Here is a 23,027-nt window from a genome sequence, read left to right on the forward strand (position 1 = left end):
AATACCGGATTACCGGTAGGCCCGGGTACGTTTTGTTTTTAGTTTAGTATCCCGGGAAGGACTCGGACCGGATGTTATCCTCCGGCAGACCCATCTTTCGGATCACCGGAAGCATCGCATCAACCATCATGGTCGGTTCGCAGAACAGTGCCCCCAATTTGCGGGAGTCATGGGACGGCATCCGATCACCGTAGATCGCAAAGTGTCCCTCACTGACCCCCCCTCACGCACCTTGCCATAGTTTTCTAGATATTACGAGGTAAAATGCACCCTCTTTTGCCCGGAAAACAAAGGATGGTGAGGGGGGTCAGTGAGGGACATTTCGTCCGGACACTGGTCAGAAACCGCAGAAATAATGAGAAAATACGGTGGAGATGCCAGAGGGCTCCCGGTTTTCTACTGATCGAAAAAATGTGGTCCGACCCCCATCCTGCGACGTCCGGGCGTTACCGGATCCGGGATCTTTCCGGAGCAGACCTGGCTATGAAACAAAAAAGAGGGGTAATCATCCGAACGTTGCGGTTAGCTGGCGATCCTCCACAACGTTTGTTACAGTATATGAGATCGTAATTCCCTTCGATGAACCGGTATACACTATTGTTCCATCCAGCTTGATGGTCAGGACTGCCACAGCGGCATTCGGAACAAAGTAAATAGTCTTGCTGCTTCCCCGGGGAACAGATATTTCCTGCCCATTCGTCAGCTTGACCGGAGGGGACAGGGAACCATAGCCTGATCCCGTTGGCGACCATCTCACGGTGATAGTTCGTGTCGAAGTTGTCGCTGTTGCAGTCGGTGTCACGGATGTAGTTGCTGTTACGGTCACGTTTGCAGTCGGGACGGCAGTCACATTTACCGTTGCGGTAACAGTAGGAGAAGACGTAGCTGTCGAAGTTGCTGTTGCGGTCACGTTTGCAGTCGGGACGGCAGTCACATTTACCGTTGCGGTAACAATAGGAGAGGACGTAGCTGTTGGAGTTGCTGTTGTGTTGGTCACATTCACCGTGGCCGTCACGTTAACGTATATATTGGCAGTTGCTGTAACGGTCTCTTTTATCACAATCTCCTGGCTGATGAGGACACCGGAGGTCGCATCAACCAACCTGACTGATATCTGACCCGCGGGAAGTGTTACGATGGAGGCCCCGGCCAGATCGTTGGCCAGAATAAAACCGGAACCCGTGTAATAGAGATACACCAGGTCTCCCGGTGTGAATACATTCGTTCCCGGCGCAGGAACGGCAGCAAACGATCCGGCGGGGGTATCCACGTACACAGTTGCCTTATAGTTGGCAAGTGGCGTGTCGCTGAAAGATACCGGATCCCCCCCGCGATTAAAAAGGGTGATCACTTTTTGTCCGGCAACGCTTTTTACATCGGACTGCGAGACGACATAAGCGGTCTTCTGGGTTAAAGGGAGCCCCCCGTATGCAACAATCAGGATGACTACTGCACAACCAATGCAAAGCGCAATGATCAGTATCTCGTCTATGACTTCACTGATCCCCTCTTCGCGTGTGTTGATACGCACACCTTTTCTTTTCATCACTAGGTTTTATAAAAAAATTTCTATTAATTTGGTGTGGCGATCTTTTTTTTGTGCAGGTACGGTTGCGTTCGTACTACAGGGGTTATCAGATTGCAGGCTCGTTACGGGGTCTCATTGCCATTCACCCTTCACCGGCAAAATTTATGTTCCTTAAAAGCTTGGGCGATGAACAGGGTTTGCGGGAAATCAGATGACCACAGCATGAAATCCCCCGGATATTTACGGTCCTGACGATCAAAGAACCTGTAATACCGCAAAATTCCTTGGATCCAGAAGGAAAAAACAGGACCAAAAACATCAGGAATTCTGTAAATCACCCGGTATACCGGAACTTCCCTTCAGGCACGAATATCTCGAACCGTGCCCCCCTACCGAAAATGCCGGTCTCCCGAATGGTAATACCGGTGATAGCAAGGATCTCCCGTGCCAAAAACAATCCCAGGCCGGTATTCTTTCCCATTCCCCGCTCGAAGATCCTCTCCTTCTCCTCAACCGGGATTCCCGTACCATTATCTTCCACAATCACCAGCAGGCTGTCGGGTTCGCGCTCGCAGAGGACAGTAATCTCAGTCACCCGGACACCGTGACGGAACGCATTATCAAAAAGGTTAAAAAAGACCCGTTCCAGCATCGGATCGGCAAAGATCCCGATGCCCCTGCAGGTGCCGGAGAACGTTACCGGGACCCGGCTTTCTACCCGTCCGATAATTTCCTCGATCGAAAGCCAGGCCGGTGCTTTTGCACCCAGTTCCTGGTACATCCGGGTGAACTCGATCTGGCGGGCGATAGTATCTGCCGCAGTAATGATCTTGCCGAGATAATCGGTGATGACCGGGTCGCCTTTCTTCAGGGCAGCGATCTGGGCATATCCCTGCAGGATCGTAAGCTGGTTCACCACATCGTGCCGCGTCATGCTGTTTAAGAGATTGAGTTTGTGGCTGGCCTCGCGGAACGCCTGTTCCATGGCGCGGTACTCCGTGATATCATGGATAAACCCTTCAGTCCCGTTCACCTCCCCGTTCTCATTATGCAGGAAGTGGGCATTTACGGAACCCCAGAACGTGGAGCCATCCTTTCGCTGTAATTCAATTGTCTGATCAACAATATTCCCATCCCGGGTGATTTTTTCGATCAGGGACTGGCGGACCTCCGGGTGCAGGTAAAAACCGGCCATAGGTTTACCGATCATCTCTTCCACCGAGTCATACCCCAGCATACTTGCCGCGGATGGACTGGCCATGACAATCAGACCTTCGGCATCGGACCGCATGAACGCATCCTCGATATTCTCCACAACGGTGCGGTACCGTTCCTCACTCTCGCGGAGGGCTTCTTCTGCTCGTTTACGCTCCGTGATATCGAAAAACGTTGCCACCATGGCACCGGGCACGGTCCGGAATGCGCTGACAGAAAAGGCCCCGTTGATCTTTCCCTCATGGTAGATTTCCTGATCGGTATGCCACGGAATACCATCCGCTGCAACCCGCCGGTACTGGTCGGGAATCTCCGTCTTGACGAGCCCGGGGAATGCGGTTTCAATGGGCTTACCGATAAATCCACTATGCTTTACACCCAGGATCGTATCTGCGGCAGGATTTGCCCCGGTAAAGATGAGCGAGCCGTCATTTTTCAGCTCATAGAAATGCATGCCGAACGGGGAATGATCGAAAACGTTCCGGAGCTGCTCCTCGCTTTCGCGTATTGCCGTGATATCCCGGGCCGCGGCAAGTACGATCTCTTTTCCAAAAAATGTAATCGCATGAATGCTGACCTCAACCGGAAAGAGAGATCCGTCTTTTCTCTTGTGTTCTGCATAAAATGTGTATTTCCCGGTTTCCGATAATTTCTGCCCGATTCCATCCATCTTGTCCCGGTGCGCATCCGAAACGATATCCCGGACCGTCATCGTGAGCAGATCTTCGCGGGTATATCCCAGCTTGTCGCACATGCTGTCATTCACTTCAAGGAATTTGCCGGGCATACCATCGGGGGATATCTCATGGACATAGATCTCATCATTTGTATTGTTGAAGAGAGTTCGGTACTTCTCCTCGCTCTCCCGTATCCGCTGTTCCCTGCGGGCAAGCTCTCCGTACTGTGACCTCAGCTCCTCTTCAGTCGCGGTCACCTGCTCGTAGGCAGCACGGAGTTCGTCTGCGGATTTTTTCTTCTCCGTGACATCCCGGGCAATCCCCCTGAATCCTTTAAACTGGTTATCGCGGTCCAGCAACGCGACTGCACGGACTTCCATGATAATGAGATGCCCGTCATTGCACCGGATGGGTATATCAAATCCCTTCGGGGGTTTTTTAATCCGGACACTGGTAGAAAAGATCTCCTCGAACTCCGGTAATGCGTAATCCGGGACAAGGGATGAGAGGGTTTTACCAACAATTTCCGAAGGAGGGTATCCCATCAGCGCGGTAATTCGCGGGCTTATATAGGTAAATACCCCCTGTGTATTCATCTCCCAGATAAGATCCGGCGAAGTCTCGACAAGGTCCCGGAATTTTTCTTCAGAACCTTTGAGCGCCTCCTGGTTGTCAGCAAGCTGTTCGAACTGTTCCCGCAGCTCCTCTTCAGTCGCGGTCACTTTCTCATAGGCAGCACGGAGTTCGTCCCGTGCCATCTTCCGGTCCGTGATATCGATCCCGACACCCGTGAAATAGATCTTATTATCAATCTCCAGCCGCTGTGCGGTTAAGAAAAAAGGGATCTTCTTCACGCTCTTTACCTGAAGGTCTGCTTCCACGCTGGCATACCCTTCCCTGAGTGCCCGTTCTACCGCGGCAGTAACAGCGGCAATTGCCGGGTCATCTCCCTTGAACCAGTCAAAGATATGCATACCGGCGAGTTCTTCAGCCGTATAGCCGGTGATCGTCTCGTGGCTTTTGTTCCACCGTATGAGCCGGCCCTCACTCTCATAGAGATAGAGCAGCCCGGGAACGCTGTCAACCACGGCGTCCGAGAATGTCTTTTCCTTTTTGAGGGCAGCTTCGGCTTTCTTCTGGTCCTCGATATCCTCAATCGTGCCTTCATAATACAGGACTGTTCCCTGCGGATCGCAGACCGCAATGGCATTGATCTTGACCCAGATCATATGCCCGTCACGGTGGTAGAACCGGGCCTCAAAATCCTTAACCAGCCCTTCGGATTTCAGCAGATCGTTAAAGCGCGTGCGGTCTTCCGGGTCGACATAGAGTTGGGACCGGATATCGTTGACGGCATCTATCATCTCCTGCGGCGAGTCATAACCGGCGATCCTGGCGAACGTGGCATTGATGGCAGAGAATTTGCCTTTAAAAGTGGTCCGGAAGATCCCGATCACGGAATTTTCAAACAGGTCGCGGTACTTCTTCTCGCTCTCATGGATTTTCTTCCCGGTCTCTGCCAGTTCCTCGTACTGTTCCCGCAGCTCCTCTTCACTTGCGCTGATCTGCTCGTACGCGGCCCGAAGCTCATCTTCTGCTTTCTTCCGCTCGGTGATATCGCGGATCGCTTCAATGGCCCCGGTGATCTGCCCTTCGCGGTTGTAGAGCGGGCTTGCCTTGGCAAGGGCCGTGATCGAACTCCCCTTCGGGTGAGGGAGATCGGTTTCCGCGGTCAGGTATACCCCCTGGCGCTGGATATGGGTATAAAACAGTGCAACCTCATTGTCCGGCGCTAATACCAGATCGATAAGAATCGGTCGCCGCTTACCGTAAAACGGGATTGCATACTCGTGGTCGCCTTTCCCAAGCATCGCAGCAGCAGAGTAACCGGTCATCTCCTCGATGGCGCGGTTCCACGCGATGATAATCCCCTCGCGGTCGATCGCAAACGTGGCATCGGGCAGGAAATCGATGATATCGGCAAGGCGCTTTTCCGACTCGACCAGGGAGTGCTCCGCTCGCCGCCGTGCTATTGCCTGCCGGATCTTGTGCGACAGTTCGGCAAACTGCGACCTGACATCCCCGCCCTTCTGGAGATAGAAATCAGCCCCGTTATTGATCGCATCGATAACCACATCCTCCCGCCCTCGGCCGGTAAAGAGGATGAACGGGACATCGCCGAACTGCCCGCGAACAGCCTTTAAGAATTCGATCCCGTCCATATCCGGCATCTGGTAATCCGAAACGATGGCATCAAAGGACTGGATCGCCGGCAATGCAAGTGCATCTTTGGCCGATAAAGCGATCTCGACGTGGAATTCCGGCGATTGTTCTAAAAAGAGCTTGCCCATTTCGAGGAGATCGCGCTCATCATCCACATAGAGTACAGAAAACATCGGTCGTATCCAGAACTATAGTATCCTCATGCGCTGGTTATTCTATATAAAATTGCGGAATTAAATATAAAATTGTTGAATAAAAACGGATTTTCCCGGAAGGAGAAAGAACAAAAAAAGTCCGGAGGTCAGTTATGGATCAGCGGGAAAAACGCTATAAAAAAACCGTGCCGGAAGAGATGTACTATCACGGTGATCCGGTCCCGTCAACACGATATCTACCTGCCGGAACCCGGATCTCGAACCGGGCTCCTTTCCCCGGGATTCCCGTCTCACCGATAGTCATACCGGTAATGGCCAGGATCTCCTTTACCAAAAAGAGGCCCAGGCCGGTGTTCTTCCCAAACCCGCTGTCGAACAACTGCTCCTTGTCCTGTGCCGGAATTCCCGTACCATTATCCTCGACAACAAGGATTAAATCCGTATCATCGCGCCGCGAAAAAACCCTGACAAAGGTCATCCGTTCTCCACCGTACCGGAGCGCGTTATCAAAGAGATTATAGAAGATTTTTTCCAGGAGGGGATCGCCAAACAGCACAATACCGGGAAGATCAATTTCCAGCCGCACCCTGTTGAACGGAAGAGACGCAGCCGTGCTCCTGATCAGTGCAGCCGGGTCCTGCCACGCAGGGGGTTTTACTCCCATGTCGTCAAATACGGTGGTGAAGTTGATCTGCTGGCCGATGATCCCGGCTATCTTCTGTCCTTTTGTTATCATCTCCAGCATCTGCCGGGGATCATCGACCGATTCCCGGGACAGTTCCAGCCAGCCGTTGAGGGCAAGGAGCTGGTTGCGGATATCGTGGCGCGTGATGCTGGTCATGAGCCTGATCTGCCGGTTGGCCTGCCGCAGGGCATCCTCCACCTGCTTGAGATGGGTGACATCGTGGAGGATTCCTTCAATGCCGTTTATGTTCCCTTCAGCATCATACAGGAGACGGCAGCTGGCTGTCGCATAGTGCAGTTCCCCGGACCGGTCTTTTAAGGTCAGGGGATATCCCGTGACAACCTTATTTTTCAGGATATACCCCATGAACACGTCCCGCTCATCGGAATCTGCATAAAAATCGGTCGCCCGCATCTTCCCTATGATATCGGCAGGATTGTCATAGCCTACAATCCGGGCACCGTACGAGCTGATCATGGTGATGACGCCTTCCCGGTCTGTGCGGTAGAAGACGTCCTGCATGTTCTCGATAATAAGCCGGTAATCCTCTTTGCTTTTCAGCAGCATCTCTTCAGCCCGCTTACGGTCGGTGATATCACGCGAAGAAGTGATAACCTCAGTAACGATCCCATCAGGTCCACGGACGGGGACTAAAAGGCAATCGAGCCAGAGTCCGGAGGAGGGAAGCCTGAGCTCGATCCGGCCCTCTTTTCCCGTAGCAAATGCCTCCCGCAGGGCTCGCTCACAAGACTCAACAATTTCGGGTTCGAACCCGGTCTCACCGTGGGTTTTTCCCATCCACTGCCCCGGGGAAATGCCCGCGACCCGTTCTACTATCGGGTTTACGTAGATATTCCGCAGGTTCCGGTCAAAGAGCATGATGAGATCCTGCGACTGCTCGGTGAGGCCCCGGAACCGTGCCTCGCTATCACAGAGCGCCTCCCAGATGTCCTTCTGGTCGGAGACATTCCGGACAATGCCCTCGGTTCCGAGAATCCTGCCCTGGTCATCCCGGTAATACTGGACATTGATGGAGACCGAGATGGGGGTGCCGTCTTTTCGCAACCCTTCCCCGTAACTATTTACTACCCTGCCCTCTTTTTTTAAGTCCTGCAGCATTTCGTCCCTGAATTCAGGGGATGCATACAGGTTAATGGCCGGGATACCAAGGATATCCTCCTCCGAATCATATCCGAACATCCGGACGGCAGAAGGACTCGCCATGTTGATGCGATCGGAAGTGTCGGTACGGAAATAGGCGTCCTGCATGGTGTCCAGGATCTTCCGGTACCGCAGTTCGCTCTCGCGAAGCACCACTTCTGCCTGCTTCTTTTCCGTGATATCGCGGGCAATGCCAAGGATCGCCGGCCTCCCAAGAAATTCAACTAGATCAACGAAAAATTCCGCATCACGCACTTCGCCGTTCTTCCGGAGAATCCGGGCCTGGAAAGCTGAAGATACGTGCCCACCGGCAAATCTCCGGGCTGCCGCTTCTTTCAGCCGCTCGCGATCCTCCGGGTGGATGAAATCCCAGAGTTCCCGTTTCATGAGTTCTTCATGCGGGTACCCGCTGATCTCCTCGGCCTGCTGGTTGATAAAGAGAAAGTGGTTGTCCCGGTAGATGTAGATGGAATCGTGGCTGTGCTCAACAACGAGCCGGTACTTTTCCTCGGATTTCTTCAATGCTTCTTTTGCCTGCCGCTGTTCGGTTACATCATGGGAATAGATTGCGACCGCATCGGCATCTCCCTCCGACCCGGCGACCGGGTAGAGATGGTTCTCATAGGATCGCCCGGTCCGGTTGTCAAGATATACCAGCGGTTTCCGGGTTGCGATCGCTTCGTTGATTTTCATCCGCCGCAGGTTGGCAAGGTCAGGGGAGATGAGCGTAAACGCATCCATACCTTTGAGGCGATCCACCGGCAGGCCAAACCGGATCGTAGCTGCATGATTGGCAGTAAGAATGATCCCATTTCTGTCGACCATAAAAGAGACATCAGGAGGTGCATTGAGGAGGGCATCGATGGTCTGCTGCGCCCTTTTCTGCGCCGTTACATCAAAGGACTGGATGTAGACAAGCTCCTGCCCATGAACCTTTACCCGGGTCATGGAGGTGAGCGTGGACCAGGTCCGGCCATCCGGGATCCTGATATTCAGCTCGGCATTCTGGATGGTTCCCTCCCGCTCGAGTTGTTCGAGGATGTGGGATTTCTGGACAGGATCAAGGATCACACCGAGTTCAGTGCCGGTCTTTCCCAGGACATCCTCTCGGTGCATGCCGATCTCTTTGAGGAGGCGATCATTGACATCAATAATCTTGCCGGTCGAATAATCGAAGATCAGCTGGTTGACAGGACTTGCATTGAAGAATGTAACGAATCGTGCTTCTGATTCCAGCCGGGCATCCATGGCCCGTTTGCGTTCCACGGCCATATGGATCTTGTGCGCAAGCTCGGCAAACTGGCTTTTGGGATCCCCGCCTTTCTGGAGATAAAAATCCACGCCGTTATTGATCGCCTCGATCACGACATCCTCGCGTCCGCGCCCGGTAAAAAGAATGAAGGGGGTATCACCATACCGCTCGCGGACGGTTTTTAACAGGGCAATGCCGTCAATGCCCGGCATCTGGTAGTCCGAAACGATCACATCGCAGGTGCTGATAAGCGGGGAGTCGAGCGCTTCCTGTGCTGAAGTCCGGGTTGTTACGCAAAATTCCGGGGACTGTTCCAGATAAACCCGGGCCAGGTCGAGAAGTGCCTTTTCGTCATCGATATAAAGGACATTATACATTGCTTACGATGCTCGAACCAAGGTCTGAAATGCAATATATATAAATCAGCCGAAAACGGGCTGATGAAAGGATTATTCCCCCGGGACAGGTATACAACTGGTACCAGGCTTCCCGCTCCGGAGAAGAATACAGAGCGGACAGGAATGGTTTTTTTGAGGAGTGAGTCAACCATGGAGTTCAAAGGAAGCAAAACCGAGAAAAACCTGCTCGCCGCATTTGCCGGTGAGTCACAGGCGCGGAACCGGTACACGTTTTTTGCCAGTGCAGCAAAAAAAGAAGGATACGAACAGATTGCAAGTATGTTCCTGCAAACGGCTGAAGAGGAGAAAGAGCATGCGAAACTTTTCTTCAAAGAGCTCAAAGGCGGGGATGTGGAGATCACCGCAGCCTACCCGGCGGGTATGATCGGAACAACAAAAGAGAACCTTGCTGCTGCTGCTGCGGGCGAGAAGATGGAGTGGGGCACGCTCTATCCGGGTTTTGCTGCAACTGCAGAGAAGGAGGGTTTCAAAGAGATTGCCCACCTCTTCAAGATGGTGGGAAAAGTTGAGGCTCACCATGAGGCCCGGTATGCAAAACTTCATGCAAATATGGTAAAAGGAACCGTATTCAAGGCCGAAACTCCGGTGAAATGGTACTGCCGGAACTGCGGATTTGTCGAGAGCGGGAAAACCGCCCCGGCAAAATGCCCGGTCTGCGATCACCCTCAGGCATATTACGAGATTGCGGCTGAGAATTATTAATTATTTTTTAGAACAAAAGTTTTTTAAATTTTTTTTTTGTAACTGAATGCAAAGATTCCCTTCGTTGCAGGAATCCGAACGGGATTTTTCTGTTTGGACGGACTGAATTTTTTATTTGATCCAGCCCATCCGCATCCACCGCTCGTACTCTTCGGTGCGGAAATCCCGGTTCTCGATAACAATATCCCGGAAAAATTCCCGGTTTCCGGCAATCTCTTCTTCCTGTTCCGGATCGGAAAAACCATCCCGGATCGCTTCTGCGAGTTTCTTCCCAAGCGCCCGGGCGGAAGGTTCCGCAGCGTCAATGGTCTCTGCGTTCCCGGCCGTTGCGATACTGATACCTCCAACTGTAATCACGCCAAGATAATTCAGCACATGGTTCTGGTACGCCACAACCTCATCGCCACCAGAGGTGTGCGTGCTTGCAACAGAGCAGCCGTATTTTCCTGCAAGTACCTGGTAATGGATTGCATCTGCGAGCCGATCAAAAAAGATCTTCATCTGGCCGGAGACATTGTCGATGTACACCGGTGACGCGAACACGATCCCGTCCGCTTCCTTCATCCGCTCAACGATAATCGGGACATCGTCATCATTCACGCATATGCCATTAAACGAGCAGGCATCGCAAGCCGTGCAGGGGGTGACCCGTACATCGCAGAGATCGATCATCTCCGTTTCTGCACCGGCTTCTGCGGCTCCTTCAAGCACAAAGCTTGCGAATTTTCGCGTAGTGCTCCGGATTGTCCGGGGGCTGCCGTGGATGGCAAGGATCTTCATGGTCTGGTATGCTCCTGATCAAGAGTTGGGCGGCGGGGGTAATGAGGATGCGGGATAAAAAAGGCTGATCTCTGGTCAGGTTATGGGGATTACAAGGACATAACTGCGATTTAAAACACATTATATCACCCTTTTTTGGTTTTAATCTCTTTTTTATTGCTGCCCGGGAAGAGGGTTTATTTTCGGGCAACATTGTATTCCGGAAGCAGGATGCGGCTCCGGATGACCTGTAATATTGTGCCATTTTCCCGGCCCATCCAAAGCCCGCTAAATTGCACGGTTTTTTTCGGATTAAAACGGCTATTTTTCGAAAATAACGATTTAAACAAAGAATTTTGTCGGGCGTTGGCACCACTTCCACTGGAGAATTTCCCGGGCAGGTTTCTTTGTACGGGTCTCCGTCGGAGAATAGATCGTGAAAAGGCTGGAGTATTTTAGAGGTGGTTCCGGCACCCGCATTAAGAAGAAGCTGAATTTTCTGCCCGGGAAACATCCCTCCAAAGGGGCAATTCCTGGAGAGGGAAATGATGAAAAATATGCAAATCCCCCCAAAAGGTTTCAGACAGGCTGGAAAATTTCTCCTGGACTATCCGTGAAAAAAGGATTTGGGATTTTTATTTTCCCGGCACTGCTGATCACGCTGTTGTTGCCGGGGTACTATTCGATACTAACCCGATGACAATCAGCGAGAAACCGGCAGCAACGAATGTGCCGATCACCGGCAGGACCGGGTTTGCGATAAGGAACATCTCCCGGAGCGGGTAGATCAGGAACGCAATCACAAAGAGGAGTATCCCGGCAAGGATTTTCGGGTGCTCACTTAACGAGTGGTTCAGCCCGGTAATGACCAGCGATCCGCAGGCAAAGAAGTAGAGCAGCGTAACCAGTGCAGCTGCACTGATGCCTGTTGTCACCAGCACACCAACGGGAATTGCCAGAGAGAGGATAAGAATCCCCAGCAGGATATGCGGTGCGATCTGTTTCCGGGGAAATCCTTTCTGGATTGCGATCGAGAGGATCATGATCGAAGCGATAATGCCCATATCGATCAGGCTCGGGAAAACTTCGTTTCTCAGGCCCATGAGGATGTTTATGTACCAGACGATGTTTGAAATCCCCCAGAGCCCGAGAGCACCCGCAGCATAGAGCAGGTATTCCGGTCCGCCGTCACGGTGCCAGACATACAGGAGCACCAGGGCCCCGGCAATCGCGGCAATGATCTGGAGGTAGTTGCTGAGCGCAAGAAAGAGCTTGTCGGGAAGGAGCAGGATCATCAGGGCAAGCAGGACTGCTGCACCAAGGATGATCCAAAAAAAGCCGGTGATCAGCTTCAGGGCGGGACTGTTCCGGTGCCCGGCCGTAAATTCAGATGTATCCATCCATAGGTTTTCCCGGTAATCCGCAAAAAAGATTGTGAAAAATTTCAGGTAATTTTTACCGCGAATAAAAAAAAGAGCGCCAGAAAACCGGGGCTTCATCTTTTTCGCGCGACAAGGAAAAGCCGGATGATGGCTCCCGTCTCCCCCGCGATCATCTCGCATGGGGATTCGTATAATCATCCGGTCCCCACCATTCAATCTCAGCAACCGAGAGATCATAAACAATGAGCCGGCGCCAGACCCGTTCGTGCTGGGTGCGCAGCCAGAGCTCCCTGAGGATAAACTGCGGGAACGGCAGCAAGCGCAGGCCCGCAACCTCGTCCGGGAACTGCTGGTCGTAAAAGCCGTTCGGATCGATATGATACCGGGTCTGCCTTACTTTCACTACACGGAATGATTTGGGCTTGAAGATCTGGAGATCATAGGGTAAGTCTTCAAGGGAATTTTCCATCCAGCGATATCCCATCCGCTCTGCAAATGTTTTGGCCTCTGCAATCGCCGCTTCCGGTTTTTTCCCGCGGGTCATGGACAGGCAACCTTCCCGTAACGGGATTTTCTCTTGCGCAGCATTTTCTCCATCTTTTTGGTAAAACGCAGACTCTTGAATGCCTTGTGGTCGGGTTTTTCCGGAAATTTTTTTACAATGACGGACACGCGGCAAAACCCGGGAAAATTACCCGCGGACTGGATCAATTATTAAAGAGGGAAACAGGCACCGGTCAACAGAGAAACCTGACCATGAAACAGATGTAAAAAAAGAATTATTTTTTGGGGGACGATGCGTCATCGTGATGGATTAACCTGCACTTGTTAACGCACTCCCAGTTCTCGGGCAGGAATTTCCCGTCAGCACCGGGTTTCATTACCGCGTTATGCTTTGCCCCGCACACAAGGCATTCCATAAGACCGGTTGATTCGTCAACAACTTTCATCACGTGTTCTTTCTTTGTCATACATTTCTTTTCATCACTCAGACGGATAAAAGCATTGAGTGGGAACACGACCCTGCGCACCGGCACTCATTGCGGGGGTGAGCATTTCCTGCCATATGTCCGGCCAACCGGAACATGAGACTTTTCAGGATCACGGGGGAATTTCCTGTAAAAATTCCTGGTCAACAACAGGATATGACCGGCACTGCACACGATCACTGGCCCGATAGACCGGGTATTATAAAAAAATATTTTGCCGGGTTTTTTTTATGAATGGTTACTTCATCTCATACAACCAATAATAGTATGATAACACGTTCACAGGTTCCTGCACAGAGGGAAATCTGTATGCGGTTAATCCAATAACGAGGTTGAATTATGGAATCGATATCATTTGAAGCCCCGCAAGTCTTTGTGCCTGATCCTATCCATATTCACATTCTACAGGCAGTCGGTGATAACCAGGGATGTCATATCACCCATGTCGTAGAGCAGCTTCTCCCCAATCATGGCGAGAGCAGCATCAGGTCAAATGTCCGTATCTTACTCTCCAAGCGCTATCTCGATGGGGGAAAATCCAGCAAGGAGATCGTACTCCGGCTTACATCGAACGGTCGTCTCCTGCTCCAGAAAGCAGCAGCCGTTTAATCATATCTTTGTGTGCTTACCCATCCGGGATAAACTTCCCTGACCCTTTTGGTAAGTGCTCATCTCGAGCCGGTTTTTAAGAAAAAAAAGTCCGGTGGTACTCGATCCTGATCAGGTCAGCGTCACAAAGTGCTGCCGACAGGGTTTCGTGCCGATAACCCGGGCCGGGTGTCCTTTTCCGGCAACATCCTCTGCAAAGAGGACATCCCCTTTACCTGACGGTCGTTTTTCCCCGGTGCAATCGTGTACCGGGAAGGGGAAAAGCAGTGCTTTTTTCAGGAGGGGTTACAGGAGCTGCCCGGTACGGCAACAACATACGCCCGCTCCCGCATATTCTCCGGGAAATAATGGGCATCGAACCACATGGCATCGAACTGACCGTAGTTCGCATACGTGATTCCATCCACCCGGTCATCGTGGCAGTCCACGGAATCGGCAAAGATGATCACATCGTCCCAGACCGTTTCAGTTCCCCGGGTATCATACCCGACAACAACCACCCAGTGCCCGCCCCAGTCCATCCATTCCACCATGGTCGGGATACCGTTTTTCAGGTTGTTGCGCAGCATCTCGCCGGTCCCGCCGGTTCCCCAGCTCGCGTTCATGCCCTGCCGGTTGAACCATGCCGCAAGCTGTTCCGGGTTGATGCCGGTTTTTTCAGAAACGTTGATGTACATTTCCCGGGCAATCCGTTCCTCATCGGCATCGGTATTATTTACCGGATGTTTGTACCAGGACATCACCGTCATCGCGGCTGCTGCTCCGCAGCTGTAATTGGTCACCTGCTGGCGGTAACCTTTCAGCGGTATGACCGTGAGATGATCATTCGATTTCAGCGTATCAAAATCAACACCGGTATAGTACCGGGGGCCGGGGAGGGGGGTATCAAGGGCATATTTCACATCCCCAGCAAGTGGACTCGCGGGTGCAGGTACCAGAGCCGGGCTCGTGAGGATCAGTACAGCGGCCAGAAGAACCAGGATACCAAAGATACTCGCAATGACCAGAAGATGAAGCGGACGCATGGAACCAAATTCCTCTCGTGTGAATAATGGGACTCCGGTAATTATCAAAGCGGGGGATCGATGCCGCCCGGCGGGAGCATAAAAAGAGGAAAATTATTGCAGCGGGTACCCGCTCAGCACAAGCCCGGCGAGCCCAAGAAGGATCAGGACAATAATTGCGATCATGATCTTCAGGTACGGGATCCCTTCTGCCCGTTTCTTTTCCAAAGAGCGTCGCGGGCCTGCAATATACCCGCCGCCTGTGGGAGTTGCCCTGCCGCCTTTCCCGTAGGATATTCCGACAGCGGGGCCGGGCTTGCTGTTCCACAGCGCGATATTGACGCAGTCATGGTTGGGCGGCAGCCGGCACTCTGCGCAGTAGTTTCCCCCGCAGTACTGGCAGGAGAACGGGAGCGCCACTTCGTTTCCACAGCGATCGCACCGGGCCATTACTGTTCAATGGGATGCCGGGGCATTAAGGATTCTGTTATTTCGTTAATGGGAGGCTCCACTCAAGGTTATCGACATTTCTCCCTGATTTTAAACAGGCGAAGTATGCTCCTTTTTCACCGTGTACCGATATTCCTGAGTCACTCTCTGCTTCTCATATTCGCCATGCAATAATATCTGGCAAATATTGATTATTCTCTCTGTTGGACTACTTTTCAACCCCCGGTGGGGGAGGAGTTGTTCTATGCAGAATACAGTAGCAGCACTTGCAAATAAAAACAATATTGAACGGTGGAAAAATGTTGTGAATCTTGAAAAGTTCGGGCAGCCGGCAACAGAATTCCTCATCCAGGCACTCGGCGATGAGGACCGCTGGGTCAGGTACCTTGCAGCCGATGCACTGGCAAATATTGGTGCCACCCATTCCGTGGATCACCTGATATCACTCCTGAGAGATCCGGACCAGGACGTTCGCTTCGCAGCGGCAGCAGCACTGGGGAAGCTTGGGGATCCTAAAGCTATACAGAACCTGCAGGAAGTCCTCAAAAAAGATAACGGCTATGTAAAAGTGGCTGCAGAAGAAGCACTGGAGAAGATATCCCCCCGGCCAGCGGGGTCGAACCCTACGGGATCTCCTTCACACTGATATTTGACATCGCCTCAAATACCATAATTTTATTTTCTTCTTCAGAATGTTCTGACAAATTTTGCTTTAAGCCTCTTTACGGATTTCCTTTCCATCCGGCTACGTGCAAAATTATTTGCTGATCCGGTTTCCCGATTGCTGCTGACTTAATTTACATATGACCTGATACCACTTAGCGCCGGTGAAGTACTTGTTGCCTGAACATCCGGTTTACATCAGATTTTTTCCTGTCGGCAATGTTTTGGGCAATGGTGGAAATACCAATAATGTGGCCTTCTTCATCCTTGATGGGGGAAATGGTGACGCACACTTCAATTCGCGATCCATCTTTCCGCAGCCGTAACGTATCAAAACGGTCGATGGTTTCTCCGGTTCCAACCCTCCGGAGGAAGAGTGAGAGCTGATCACGTAATTCCGGCGGAACAATTAGATCAATGGACTTTCCGATCACCTCTTCTGCGAGGTAACCGTAATATCGTTCCGCAGCTCTGTTCCAGCTCAGGATAGTACCGTCAATTCCTTTCCCGATAATTGCGTCATTTGATGAATTTACAATAGAAGCAAGGACGGAACGGAGCCGGTCTGATTCAGCTTTATCGGTCAGGTCTTCGTACACAATAAATTGTTCGCCACTTGCAAGAGTAATCGGGCAGAAATGGATCTGGCGAACCGTCGCGTCTTTGCACGTGACCGGAAATATCAGCGGCCGTTCATTGTTCCACCCGACATGCCCGCGATACTGTTTCCAGGTACGGATTGCGTTAATGCGATCAGTAATATCGGGAAATCCCTTTAAGAACCAGACATTTTCGGTAGGAATATCTTCAATGGTATACCCGAAAAGGAGTTCGAATTTTTTATTCAGGTACTGGAAATCGCCAGAACTGTCAATAAAGGATATAGGAAACGGGGAGAGTTCGGTCATCATGCGAAAGCGTTCTTCACTTTCACGGATTTTCTGGGCCTGTTCATGCTTTTCGGTAGTGTCGCGGCCAACGGACTCGTATTCTGTGATGTTTCCTTCTGCATCAAAACATGCATGATCTGTCCAGGTGTGCCACCGTATTTTTCCCTCATGAAGGAGTATGCGGTGTTCGATCGTACCTGATGGGTTTTGCGGGGTTAAAGATGCCAGATGTTTTTTCATTAATCGGGTATCTTCAGCGGGTAAAAGCACCTCGTGGACTTTTCCTATAATGGTTCTTTTGTCTAATCCAAAACACCGGCAGTAGGCATCGTTGACAAACGTGATGATGCCATCTGGAGTGAACCGGCAGATAAATTCAGTCTGGTCTTCCACCACATTCCTGTACCGTTCTTCACTCTCCCTTAGTGCCCTTTCTGTCTGTTTCCGTGCAGAAATATCTCTTAAAATTCCTTCAATCCCGGTTACATTCCCCGCGGTATCACACACAAGCTGGCTGTTTATGGACACAATGGCCGTTGACCCGTCCATTCTTTTTATGGTTCCCTCGTAATCGGTAACTTTTTTCTCACGGTAAATTGTGGTCAGAAATTTATTCCGGTTTTCCGGGAAAAGAGCCAATTTTTCAGTAATTTTATACCCGATAAGATCGTTGAGAGAGGAAAATCCTGTCAATTTTAATAGTGATGGGCTTGCCATGATAATTTTGCCATCTTTATCACAGCGATAATAAACATCCTGGATATTATCGAGAATTGTCCTGTATAACAATTCACTCTGACGGAGTGCTTCCTGTGACCGTTTAAGCTCGGTTATGTCCCGCCCTACAGACTGGCATTCGATAAGGGAGCCGTTATTTTCAAATATCCCCCGGGTATTCCATTGGTACCAGCGGTACTGCCCGGATCTGTCCAGTAGCCGTATCTCCATTGACTGGACCTGCCGGTTTTTGTTTATCAGGGCAATACTTTCCTGTGCAAGGATTTGATCTTCAGGTAAAATATAGGAAAAAAAGCTCTGCCCGCATATGGCAAGGCAGGTGATTCCGATATACCGGCTCATGGACTCGTTGATGAACGTGATAGAGCCATCAGGACGCCACCGGCAGATGAACTCGGTCTGGTCTTCAACAATGGCACGGAACCGAGCTTCAGAGACCATCAGCCGCTCTTCAAACCGGATCTGATCTGTGATGTCTTCTCCGATAATCGTCATCCCTTCTTCCCGGTTATCAAATACCGTAGGAATGAGCCGGACCCGGTAATGGTAATCTTTGTTCTGCCGGGTTACGACAAATTCCCGCTGGACTTCCCCGGTAATCTGGATCTCCTCAAACACATCCGGGATTGAGAGGCGGGAGATGAGGGGAGAGTCAAGCTCTTCCACTCTTTTGCCAATCAGATCTGTTCTGGATAATCCAAGAACGGTGAGAGCATTCTCGTTTACATCGAGAAAGCGCATTTCCTGATCGATCATAATGATGAGATCCGCAGAAAATTTGAGCATGGCCGATACTGGCATCTTGTGCGAGATAGTGTAGACCTTTGCAGGTCCGTACGCACTGAGTGCCACATCCCCCGAAATGAGGAGCATTTCAAGATATTTTGCAGTAGAGTTCCGGTTAAGCTTTAATTTTTTTGCAATATCAGTTATCGTAAGCCCGGTATGATGAAGCCGAAGGAGAGTTTTAATTTTTTTTAAGGGCTCCGGGGGGTTATCCATTAAGTGGAACAGGGGGTGTAATTATAAAAGAATATGCCATGCAATACTGCAAGGTAATATTAGATTTTATTGACATAAAATGAATGTTAAAATCTTGTGATATCAGAAAAAAATAATTTTAAATTTTTTAGTGATTTTTATTTTTGATCTCTGCGTTCTTTTTATTTTGTTTCCTGCAAATCACGGTACCATTTCCCATTAATAGTCACTATCTTTCTTACACTCCGGATTAGTCTCCCGGCCTGTTTCTTTGGAAACCGTGTCCTGTGAAAACTTCGGATTATAATATTTGCCGGCCTCCTCATACCGGCCGATCGCCACCCAGTACCGGCCCATCGCCTCTTCGTACCTGCCAATCTCGTACAGGCGATTCCCAATTTCCTGAAGTGCACGGCTGTAGTAGATGCTTGCTTCTTCCTGCTGGCCAAGTTCATACAGGCAGTTCCCTATCTCGTGCAGTGCGTGCGTATAGTTCGGTGCAATTTCAATGGCTTGTTTGAAATACTGCAACGCATCCTCGGTCTTTCCCTGGTTTGAAAGTTCAGATGCCCGCTGATAAAGACGCTGTGCATCGGGGGGGATCCCGTGGGGGCCAGAAACTCCGCCATTTTTTCTGTCGGGAATTAGACTGTCCGGCATAGATATTCCCACGATATTCTGAAAGATTTTTATTTAGGGATTTGCGATGCACATCTGCTATGCAGATGATGGCGCAAATCCCTTTTCCAGCATTTTAGGTTAACTGATACTTATTCAGGGATGCCGAGGGGGTCACATGTACCAGAATCCTCGTCAAAAAAAAGGGGAGTTTCTATTACAATTGCACAAACGGCAGTACCCCTTCCCGGGCGAACGCAATCGCTGCAAAACCAAAGAGCACCAGTACAAAAAACAGGGTTGAGATTACGCTGCGGACCGCCCGTGAGCGGTGTGCTGTTTTGTGGAGCTCCTCCCATGCATGAGCTTCAGTGAGGTGGAGGATAAGGGTGCAGAGGAGGTACGTTGCGTAGATGGCAAGCATTACGCCACAGACCAACCCCCAGTTGAGCGCTGCGGCAACAAGTGCCCAGATGCCGAGCGCAAGATTTGCGTACCCTACCTCGAGCTGGAATTCGGGATGATCCTGCCGCCAGCCCATCCGGATCTGGTCGGACCGGTAGTACACGGAATGGCGGATGAAACTGATGAACCCCACACACCCGACAAGAATCGCTGCGGCAACCCTGATCGTGGTGTCAATGTTGATAAACATAAAAAAAATGCCAAGGAATATCCCGATCATGGATATCGCCATGGTTGCTCCCATCAGGAGCGACGCCTCATGCGCTGTTGGTGCAGCTTCTCCCACTGTATCAGTTTTTCTCATGGTGTGTTCCTGCATGTGAATGAACCACGCGGGAAGAAAAATCCTGCGTTTGACGGATCAATCGGCTTATGCCCGATGGTGCCGGATTACTTAGGATATGGGGCGTTACCTGCGGGGCGATGTCATCCTTGCACCGGTTGCTTTTGAGGAGCGGGGCGGGGCAAAGACGCGCCCGGCCATCGTGATCTCGGCAACAGAAAACGGGAACGTGCAGATCTGCCCGGTCAGCAGCCGGCCACCGACCGATGCACCGTGCATACCAATCTCACTGGACGATTTTTCCGAAGGCGGGCTCGATCTTTTTGCAGAAAGTTACGTTCTTACCACCCGTATCCGGACCATCCGTGTCGGAGATGTTGTTGGCAAGCGGGGGAGGCTCACGCAGGAGTCCATTGCCGAAATTACTGCACAGGTTCCGGAACCGGCAAAAGACCATAAACCGGCAAAAAAGAGATTCGGGTAATTCCCGGTTTTCTCACGAAATGCACTGGCTGGTTCTTACGGCATACCGGCATCGTGAACGCAGGCATTGAAATGTTTAGGATCCCGTCTCTTTTTCTGCAAAGGGATCATTCGGCACGATCCGGAAGGTGCCGTTCGGGACATAGATCTCGAACCGTGCACCCTTCCCGTGTACCCCGGTCTCAAGGATGGACATGCCCGTGATGGCAAGCACCTCACGGGCTAAAAAGAGTCCAAAGCCGGTATGTTTCCCGAAACCTTTGTCAAAGATTTTCGTTTTCAGGGACAGCGGGACTCCGGCACCGTTGTCTTCAACAACGATGAGAATCCCGTTTTCCGCCTCCATGCACCAGATTGCGATCCGGGTCACGTGATCGCCATGCCGGATCGCATTGTCAAACAGGTTTACAAAGACATTTTCCAGCATCTGGTCCGAAAAGATCTCAATGTTCCTGCTGTCATTGATGAACTCGATGGTTTTCGGAGCCGCACGGTCAACAAGCTTGCGCAGGTCCTGCCACTGGGGATCCTTGAGACCGAGGTCCTGGTACATGCGGGTGAAGTCCAGCTGGCGGGTGATATGACTCCCGGCCACCTCCGCCTTGCTGAGGAAATCGGTCACCATCGGATCGGTGTTCTGCATCCCGGCGATCTGGATATACCCCAGCAGGGCATGAACCTGGTTGTTCACATCGTGGCGGGTGACACTGTTGAGCAGGCTCAGCTTGGCATTTGCCCGTCTCAGGGAATCTTCCACGCGTTCGCGATCGGTAATGTCACGCAGTGCGATGATATTGGCCGACTCTCCGCGATACGTTATGCTGGTACCGACAGATTCTATCAGGATAGAAGTCCGGTCTTTCTTCATTGCCTTGTATTTCTGGATGTGGCCGCCCCTGCCGGCAATGACATTCTGCATATCACGCATCACCATGGTCCGGCTTTCCGGGGCAACCAGGGATAATGCATTCTGCCCGAGGATCTCTTCTGCGCCGGAAAACCCAAACATGCTTACAATACGGGGGTTGGCATAGAGAATCGTTCCGGAAAAGTCCTGGACCATTACCCCGTCAAATGCATGCTCCGCGAGGACACGGTACCGCTGCTCGCTTTCAATCAGTGCTTTTTCCGTATTCTGCCGTACCGTGATGTCCTGTATAGCCGATACATGGACATTATTTCCTTTCCAGTTAAACACGCGCCCGTGAATCGCCACAGGAAATACTTCCCCGCTCTTCCTGCGGTGGTAGCACAGGGGGATCACTTCGGTGCCCGGTGGGGGGTTGATGGTGACCTGCACAGTCTGCTCCGGCTCAGCCAGGAGATCTGCATTGCGCATCTGCAGGAGTTCTTCCCGGGTATAACCGTACATCTCCGCGGCCCCGGTATTTGCAGCAAGAATAGCGCCGGTAGCCTTATCAAAAAGGAAGATGGCCTCGCCGCCCAGCTCAAAGAGTGCCTGGTACCGTTCGTGACTTTCGAGGAGGGCGTTTTCCGCTGCTTTTTTCTCGGTGATATCAATCCCAACAGACAATACACCGGCAGGATTCCCGTTCTCGTCCAGGATGGCGCGGTTTGTCCATTTCATCCAGATCCGCGAACCGTCTTTTTTTATGTTTTCATTTTCATTGTTGCGGAATTTTTCAGGATCTGCACTGATATCCTGGAGATGCTGGACAAGATCCCTTCCCGTAGATTCTACCGGAGGGACAATCGTGCCAACAACCTGCCGGCCGATCAGCTCGTCGAGAGTATAGCCAAAGAACCGTTCTCCAAATTCATTGATGAAGGTGATGGCCCCCCGGTTGTCCCGGGTGAGAATAACGGAGTTGACATTTTCCACCAGCTCGCGGTACTTCTCCTCGCTCTTCTTGAGCGCCTGTTCCGTCCGGCGTTGTTTGATGACCTGCCAGAGGCTTTGCATGAGAAGCGTGAGTTCCTGGACATCCCCCTCGGTATAATCTGCAGGTTTGTTTGCGACACCCGCAATGAGAACAATGTGTCCCTCGTCCATGATCGGGACATTCATGTGCCGGACGATCTCGGGGTGTCCAGCCGGGTATCCTTTCTTGGCCGGGTTCGGGGCAGCATAATCGTTGGTGATCACTGCACGACGCTGTCGCACCGCCTCGCCCCAGAGACCAGTCTTCTCGGTTTTGTATGTGATGGGCTTGTCCCGGATAGAACATTCCTTCATCGCCGTCTTCGACCAGGCATACATGGTCAGTTCGCTCTCATCATCACTGAGAAAAGCAAGGTACCCGATAGGGCTGCCGGTCACTGCGCCTGCGCCCTCAACGGCATAACCGAGAAGTTCCTGCTCGGGGCCCCGGGTCTTCTCGTAGAAACCGATCATGAACCGGTGCCGTGCCTCGCTCTCGCGGATCTTCTTCTCGCTCTCTGCCAGCACATCGAGCTGTCCGCGGAGCTCCTCCTCGCTTGCGGTGATCTGCTCGTACGCGGACCGCAGCTCATCTTCAGCTTTCTTCCGCCCGGTGATATCACGGATGGCCTCAATGGCACCGGTGATCTCCCCTTCACGGTTATAGAGCGGGCTTGCCCTGGCAAGGACCGTGATCGGGCTGCTTTTCGGGTGAGGAAGATTTGTTTCTGCGGTCAGGGATACACCTTCACGCAGTATATTCGAGTAGAACTTTGAGATCTCATCGTCCGATGAAAAGATCAGGTCAATGAGG

General features: G+C 51.5%; 18 protein-coding genes and 2 pseudogenes. 4 read left to right on the forward strand and 16 right to left on the reverse strand.

Annotated elements, in window-relative coordinates; genetic code table 11:
- Window positions 1-505: 505 nt before the first annotated feature.
- The 4 genes from CVV30_12045 to CVV30_12060 all read right to left on the reverse strand — a co-directional run bounded on the left by CVV30_12045 (window position 506) and on the right by CVV30_12060 (window position 9,273).
- Window positions 506-1,546 (reverse strand): hypothetical protein, encoded by a 1,041-nt coding sequence (locus CVV30_12045; GenBank protein PKL68067.1) that lies wholly within the window; start codon window positions 1,544-1,546, stop codon window positions 506-508.
- Between the two features lie 131 nt (window positions 1,547-1,677).
- The gene (locus CVV30_12050) at window positions 1,678-1,866 is read right to left on the reverse strand and encodes a hypothetical protein (protein PKL68068.1); all 189 of its coding nucleotides are present in this window, start codon (window positions 1,864-1,866) and stop codon (window positions 1,678-1,680) included.
- Window positions 1,863-5,816, reverse strand: coding sequence for a hypothetical protein (locus tag CVV30_12055; GenBank protein PKL68069.1), 3,954 nt, complete (start codon window positions 5,814-5,816; stop codon window positions 1,863-1,865). The genes CVV30_12050 and CVV30_12055 overlap by 4 nt, the downstream gene beginning before the upstream one ends.
- 187 nt (window positions 5,817-6,003) lie before the next feature.
- The gene (locus CVV30_12060; protein PKL68070.1) at window positions 6,004-9,273 is read right to left on the reverse strand and encodes a hypothetical protein; all 3,270 of its coding nucleotides are present in this window, start codon (window positions 9,271-9,273) and stop codon (window positions 6,004-6,006) included.
- Between the two features lie 171 nt (window positions 9,274-9,444).
- Here CVV30_12060 and CVV30_12065 point away from each other — a divergent pair, with 171 nt between their 5' ends.
- Entirely contained in the window at window positions 9,445-10,017 is a 573-nt protein-coding gene (locus tag CVV30_12065) for a rubrerythrin family protein (protein PKL68071.1), read from the forward strand.
- Window positions 10,018-10,128: 111 nt separating this feature from the next.
- Here CVV30_12065 and CVV30_12070 read toward each other — a convergent pair whose 3' ends face one another.
- From CVV30_12070 to CVV30_12085, 4 genes are all read right to left on the reverse strand, one after another.
- Window positions 10,129-10,797, reverse strand: a complete 669-nt coding sequence (locus CVV30_12070; GenBank protein PKL68072.1) for a flavodoxin family protein — start codon at window positions 10,795-10,797, stop codon at window positions 10,129-10,131.
- Window positions 10,798-11,432: 635 nt separating this feature from the next.
- Window positions 11,433-12,275: a hypothetical protein gene (locus CVV30_12075; GenBank protein ID PKL68073.1), complete on the reverse strand. Its 843-nt coding sequence runs from the start codon at window positions 12,273-12,275 to the stop codon at window positions 11,433-11,435.
- Window positions 12,276-12,327: 52 nt separating this feature from the next.
- Complete coding sequence (locus CVV30_12080; GenBank protein ID PKL68074.1) at window positions 12,328-12,702, reverse strand: hypothetical protein; 375 nt, start codon at window positions 12,700-12,702, stop codon at window positions 12,328-12,330.
- Window positions 12,703-12,937: 235 nt separating this feature from the next.
- Window positions 12,938-13,195 carry a hypothetical protein gene (locus CVV30_12085; GenBank protein ID PKL68075.1) on the reverse strand — a complete coding sequence of 86 codons (258 nt, stop codon included), beginning with the start codon at window positions 13,193-13,195 and terminating at the stop codon, window positions 12,938-12,940.
- 291 nt (window positions 13,196-13,486) lie between these two features.
- Here CVV30_12085 and CVV30_12090 point away from each other — a divergent pair, with 291 nt between their 5' ends.
- Window positions 13,487-13,756 carry a hypothetical protein gene (locus tag CVV30_12090; GenBank protein PKL68076.1) on the forward strand — a complete coding sequence of 90 codons (270 nt, stop codon included), beginning with the start codon at window positions 13,487-13,489 and terminating at the stop codon, window positions 13,754-13,756.
- Between the two features lie 275 nt (window positions 13,757-14,031).
- Here CVV30_12090 and CVV30_12095 read toward each other — a convergent pair whose 3' ends face one another.
- Window positions 14,032-14,781 (reverse strand): hypothetical protein, encoded by a 750-nt coding sequence (locus tag CVV30_12095; GenBank protein PKL68077.1) that lies wholly within the window; start codon window positions 14,779-14,781, stop codon window positions 14,032-14,034.
- 93 nt (window positions 14,782-14,874) lie between these two features.
- The gene (locus tag CVV30_12100; protein PKL68078.1) at window positions 14,875-15,210 is read right to left on the reverse strand and encodes a hypothetical protein; all 336 of its coding nucleotides are present in this window, start codon (window positions 15,208-15,210) and stop codon (window positions 14,875-14,877) included.
- A gap of 244 nt (window positions 15,211-15,454) precedes the next feature.
- On the opposite strand from CVV30_12100, the gene CVV30_12105 reads away from it, so the two are divergent.
- Window positions 15,455-15,856 (forward strand): HEAT repeat domain-containing protein, encoded by a 402-nt coding sequence (locus CVV30_12105; protein PKL68079.1) that lies wholly within the window; start codon window positions 15,455-15,457, stop codon window positions 15,854-15,856.
- 172 nt (window positions 15,857-16,028) lie between these two features.
- Here CVV30_12105 and CVV30_12110 read toward each other — a convergent pair whose 3' ends face one another.
- The 3 genes from CVV30_12110 to CVV30_12120 all read right to left on the reverse strand — a co-directional run bounded on the left by CVV30_12110 (window position 16,029) and on the right by CVV30_12120 (window position 19,884).
- The gene (locus tag CVV30_12110) at window positions 16,029-18,503 is read right to left on the reverse strand and encodes a hypothetical protein (protein ID PKL68080.1); all 2,475 of its coding nucleotides are present in this window, start codon (window positions 18,501-18,503) and stop codon (window positions 16,029-16,031) included.
- 198 nt (window positions 18,504-18,701) lie between these two features.
- Window positions 18,702-19,142 (reverse strand): hypothetical protein, encoded by a 441-nt coding sequence (locus tag CVV30_12115; GenBank protein PKL68081.1) that lies wholly within the window; start codon window positions 19,140-19,142, stop codon window positions 18,702-18,704.
- 175 nt (window positions 19,143-19,317) lie between these two features.
- Window positions 19,318-19,884 (reverse strand): hypothetical protein, encoded by a 567-nt coding sequence (locus CVV30_12120; GenBank protein PKL68082.1) that lies wholly within the window; start codon window positions 19,882-19,884, stop codon window positions 19,318-19,320.
- An 82-nt stretch (window positions 19,885-19,966) separates the two neighbouring features.
- On the opposite strand from CVV30_12120, the gene CVV30_12125 reads away from it, so the two are divergent.
- Window positions 19,967-20,332 (forward strand): PemK-like protein, encoded by a 366-nt coding sequence (locus tag CVV30_12125; protein ID PKL68083.1) that lies wholly within the window; start codon window positions 19,967-19,969, stop codon window positions 20,330-20,332.
- A 75-nt stretch (window positions 20,333-20,407) separates the two neighbouring features.
- Here CVV30_12125 and CVV30_12130 read toward each other — a convergent pair whose 3' ends face one another.
- From CVV30_12130 to CVV30_12140, 3 genes and pseudogenes are all read right to left on the reverse strand, one after another.
- Window positions 20,408-20,974, reverse strand: coding sequence for a hypothetical protein (locus tag CVV30_12130; protein PKL68145.1), 567 nt, complete (start codon window positions 20,972-20,974; stop codon window positions 20,408-20,410).
- Between the two features lie 474 nt (window positions 20,975-21,448).
- Window positions 21,449-21,919 (reverse strand): annotated as a pseudogene (locus tag CVV30_12135) (hypothetical protein).
- Between the two features lie 282 nt (window positions 21,920-22,201).
- A pseudogene (locus tag CVV30_12140) lies at window positions 22,202-22,687 on the reverse strand (histidine kinase).
- Window positions 22,688-23,027 lie beyond the last annotated feature (340 nt).

This window comes from Methanomicrobiales archaeon HGW-Methanomicrobiales-1 (genome assembly GCA_002839675.1).
Classification (GTDB): Archaea; Halobacteriota; Methanomicrobia; order Methanomicrobiales; family Methanospirillaceae; genus Methanoregula.

Excerpts from the sequence above, each read along its gene's own strand:
- CVV30_12065 (PKL68071.1), top strand. The coding sequence starts at position 9,445 with ATGGAGTTCAAAGGAAGCAAAACCGAGAAAAACCTGCTCGCCGCATTT.
- CVV30_12055 (PKL68069.1), bottom strand. The coding sequence starts at position 5,816 with ATGTTTTCTGTACTCTATGTGGATGATGAGCGCGATCTCCTCGAAATG.
- CVV30_12075 (PKL68073.1), bottom strand. The coding sequence starts at position 12,275 with ATGAAGCCCCGGTTTTCTGGCGCTCTTTTTTTTATTCGCGGTAAAAAT.
- CVV30_12080 (PKL68074.1), bottom strand. The coding sequence starts at position 12,702 with ATGACCCGCGGGAAAAAACCGGAAGCGGCGATTGCAGAGGCCAAAACA.
- CVV30_12120 (PKL68082.1), bottom strand. The coding sequence starts at position 19,884 with ATGCAGGAACACACCATGAGAAAAACTGATACAGTGGGAGAAGCTGCA.
- CVV30_12100 (PKL68078.1), bottom strand. The coding sequence starts at position 15,210 with ATGGCCCGGTGCGATCGCTGTGGAAACGAAGTGGCGCTCCCGTTCTCC.
- CVV30_12095 (PKL68077.1), bottom strand. The coding sequence starts at position 14,781 with ATGCGTCCGCTTCATCTTCTGGTCATTGCGAGTATCTTTGGTATCCTG.
- CVV30_12105 (PKL68079.1), top strand. The coding sequence starts at position 15,455 with ATGCAGAATACAGTAGCAGCACTTGCAAATAAAAACAATATTGAACGG.
- CVV30_12125 (PKL68083.1), top strand. The coding sequence starts at position 19,967 with ATGGGGCGTTACCTGCGGGGCGATGTCATCCTTGCACCGGTTGCTTTT.
- CVV30_12130 (PKL68145.1), bottom strand. The coding sequence starts at position 20,974 with ATGCAGAACACCGATCCGATGGTGACCGATTTCCTCAGCAAGGCGGAG.
- CVV30_12070 (PKL68072.1), bottom strand. The coding sequence starts at position 10,797 with ATGAAGATCCTTGCCATCCACGGCAGCCCCCGGACAATCCGGAGCACT.
- CVV30_12110 (PKL68080.1), bottom strand. The coding sequence starts at position 18,503 with ATGGATAACCCCCCGGAGCCCTTAAAAAAAATTAAAACTCTCCTTCGG.
- CVV30_12060 (PKL68070.1), bottom strand. The coding sequence starts at position 9,273 with ATGTATAATGTCCTTTATATCGATGACGAAAAGGCACTTCTCGACCTG.
- CVV30_12115 (PKL68081.1), bottom strand. The coding sequence starts at position 19,142 with ATGCCGGACAGTCTAATTCCCGACAGAAAAAATGGCGGAGTTTCTGGC.
- CVV30_12045 (PKL68067.1), bottom strand. The coding sequence starts at position 1,546 with ATGAAAAGAAAAGGTGTGCGTATCAACACACGCGAAGAGGGGATCAGT.
- CVV30_12090 (PKL68076.1), top strand. The coding sequence starts at position 13,487 with ATGGAATCGATATCATTTGAAGCCCCGCAAGTCTTTGTGCCTGATCCT.